This is a genomic window from Streptomyces sp. IBSBF 2435 (assembly GCF_036815005.1).
Classification (GTDB): Bacteria; Actinomycetota; Actinomycetes; order Streptomycetales; family Streptomycetaceae; genus Actinacidiphila.
Window position 1 is genome coordinate 1 of the sequence record NZ_JAJSYW010000354.1, and the last position, 2507, is coordinate 2507.

The 2507-nt window shown below is 74.3% G+C and carries 2 protein-coding genes; one reads left to right on the top strand and one right to left on the bottom strand.

Annotated elements, in window-relative coordinates:
* The first annotated feature begins 318 nt into the window (after nt 1–318).
* Nucleotides 319–978, top strand: a complete 660-nt coding sequence (locus tag V7E46_RS33285; protein WP_333771889.1) for a TetR/AcrR family transcriptional regulator — start codon at nt 319–321, stop codon at nt 976–978.
* Here V7E46_RS33285 and V7E46_RS33290 read toward each other — a convergent pair.
* Nucleotides 907–2484 carry a serine/threonine-protein kinase gene (locus V7E46_RS33290; protein WP_333771890.1) on the bottom strand — a complete coding sequence of 526 codons (1578 nt, stop codon included), beginning with the start codon at nt 2482–2484 and terminating at the stop codon, nt 907–909. The genes V7E46_RS33285 and V7E46_RS33290 overlap by 72 nt on opposite strands.
* Between the last annotated feature and the right edge of the window lie 23 nt (nt 2485–2507).

Below are 2507 nucleotides of genomic sequence, written 5' to 3' on the forward strand. Positions count from 1 at the left end.
CAGTAACCCCCTCCCCGCCCGCGGTGCCCACCCGGGGCTCGCGCCCCTGGGGGTTGCCGCTTCTTGTCACGTTCACAGTGCCGCCGCACTGCGGCTGGCGCGCAGTTCCCCGCGCCCCTGAGGGGTGCCCTCTGCGGCGGAGCCGGCGCCTTTCCGCGGGACCTCACCCTCTGTGGCAGAGGAGCCGTGCCCCACAGGGGCGCGGGGACGGCGCGGTGAACACGCACAGAGCGCGACTGTGAGGTCGGTGACAGGCGTCGCGCGGGACGCGGGGAACTGGACTTGCCGGTCCACTCCGGCGTACCTACCGTCGAAGACGTGACCCTCACCCGCAGAGGTGCCGCGACGCGGCACCGCATCATCGAGGGAGCCGCAGCCGAGATCCGCCGGCACGGCGTGCTCTCCGTGACGCTCGACGACGTCCTGGCGAGCACCGCGACCAGCAAGAGCCAGCTCTTCCACTACTTCCCCGGCGGGAAGGAAGAGCTGTTCCTGGCGGTGGCCCGCCACGAGGCGGCCAAGGTGCTCAGCGACCAGCAGCCCGAGCTGGGCGCGCTCACCTCCTGGACCGCCTGGCGGCACTGGCGCGACAAGGTCGTCGCCCGCTACCGCGAGCAGGGCCAGAACTGCCCGCTCAGCGTCGCGGTCTCCCAGGTCGGGCACGCGACCCCCGGCGCGCAGGCGGTGGCCACCGGACTGCTGGAGCGGTGGCAGGCCGAGATCGCCGCGGGCATCCGCCACATGCAGGGCGTCGGCGAGATGGACCGCGGACTGGACGCCGACCGCGCCGCGGCCGCGCTGCTGGCCGGCGTCCAGGGCGGAGTGCTGATCCTGCTGTCCACCGGCAGCCTGCGCCACCTCGAAGCCGCGCTGGACCAGGGCATCTCCCACCTGCGCGGGCGGGCCTCACGGGGTGAAGGTGGCCCGGGCGGTGTCGAAGGTGTCCCGGGTCTCCTCGACCCGGGTGATCAGGCCTGACACCCACACGTCGTACATCCGGCCGCCCTGCGTCCAGCACAGGTCGAAGACGCGCCGGGCGCCGCGGCCGTCGTTGAAACCGTCGTAGGTGAACTCCCAGAGCGCTGCCTCCTGGCCGTTCTGGGAGGTACGGGTGATGACGCCGTCGCGATAGCCGGGATAGATGCTGCCCGGGCCGCGCGCCACGACGTCCTGTCCGTGCATCACGGCGTACGGGCCGCCGGGATCGGGCGACTGCTCGCGCTCGCCGAAGCGGAAGGTGTGGTCGGGCGACCAGTAGTAGACCCGGGGCCTGAGTTCCTGCCGTACCCAGCCCGCCGGGAGCGCCACGGCGAAGCCGCGCTTGTCGGTGGTCGTACGGAAGCCGGCCGGGAGGACCGGGGCGGTGGCCGTCGGCGAGGGCGACGGTGTCGCGGGCGGGGTGGTCGTCGGTGCGGCGGTGGTGGTGACGGGTGGCGTGGTCCGCGGAGCCGAGGCGGCGCTGCCCCGGCCGTGGGTGACGACGAGCGCCGCGGTGGCGCCGGCGACGACCGCGATCATGACGGCCGCCGCCACCCCGGCCAGCAGCCGGCGCCGCCGGCCCCGCGGCTTCGGGTCCGCGGGCTTCTCGACCGGGAGTTCCGGGGTGGGCGCGTCGGGGGTCGGCGGCTCGACGCCGGTCTCCGCGTACGCGACCAGGACCGTCATCACATCGGCGGCGGCCATCCGGCGGGCCGGGTCGCGGTCCAGCAGGGCCTGAACGACCGGCAGCAGCGGGCCGACCGTGGCCGGCGGGGTGATGTCGCCGATCGCGACCGCGTGCACGATCTCGCCGATCGATTCGCGCTGGAAGGGCGAGTGGCCGTCGACCGCCGCGCACAGCAGCGCGCCCAGCGACCACAGGTCGGACTCCGGGCCCGCCGCCCGGCCGCCCGACATCCGCTCGGGCGCGGTGTATTCGGGCGAGCCGACGAAGGAGCCGGTCTCGCTGATCGTGGCGCTGCCCGGGATGCGGGCGATACCGAAGTCGGTGAGGACGACGCGGCCGGTGGCGTGGTCGATGAGGACGTTCGCGGGCTTGACGTCGCGGTGCTGGATGCCGTGCGCGTGCGCGGCGAGCAGCGCGCCCGCGACGGCCGCGCAGATCCTGGCGGCCTCGCGCGGCACCAACGGGCCGTCCTCGCGCAGGATCTCGGCCAGTGAGCGGCCGTCGATCAGCTCCATCACGATCCACGGGCGGCCGTCCTGCTCCACGACGTCGTACACGACGACCACGTGGGGGTGGCGGATACGGGCCACGCTGCGGGCCTCCCGCAGCGCGCGCTCGTGCTGGCGGCCGGACTCGACCTCGCTCAGCCCGGTGTGCGGGAGGTGCAACTCCTTGACGGCCACCTGGCGGTGGAGCAGTTCGTCCGTCGCCGCCCATACGGTGCCCATGCCGCCGCGGCCGAGGCGGTTGGTGATGCGGTAGCGGCCCGCGACCACATCCCCCGGTGCCGCGGCGTTCCGACCCCCGTCACTCGCCATCCCCCCATCATGCCGCACCCCTC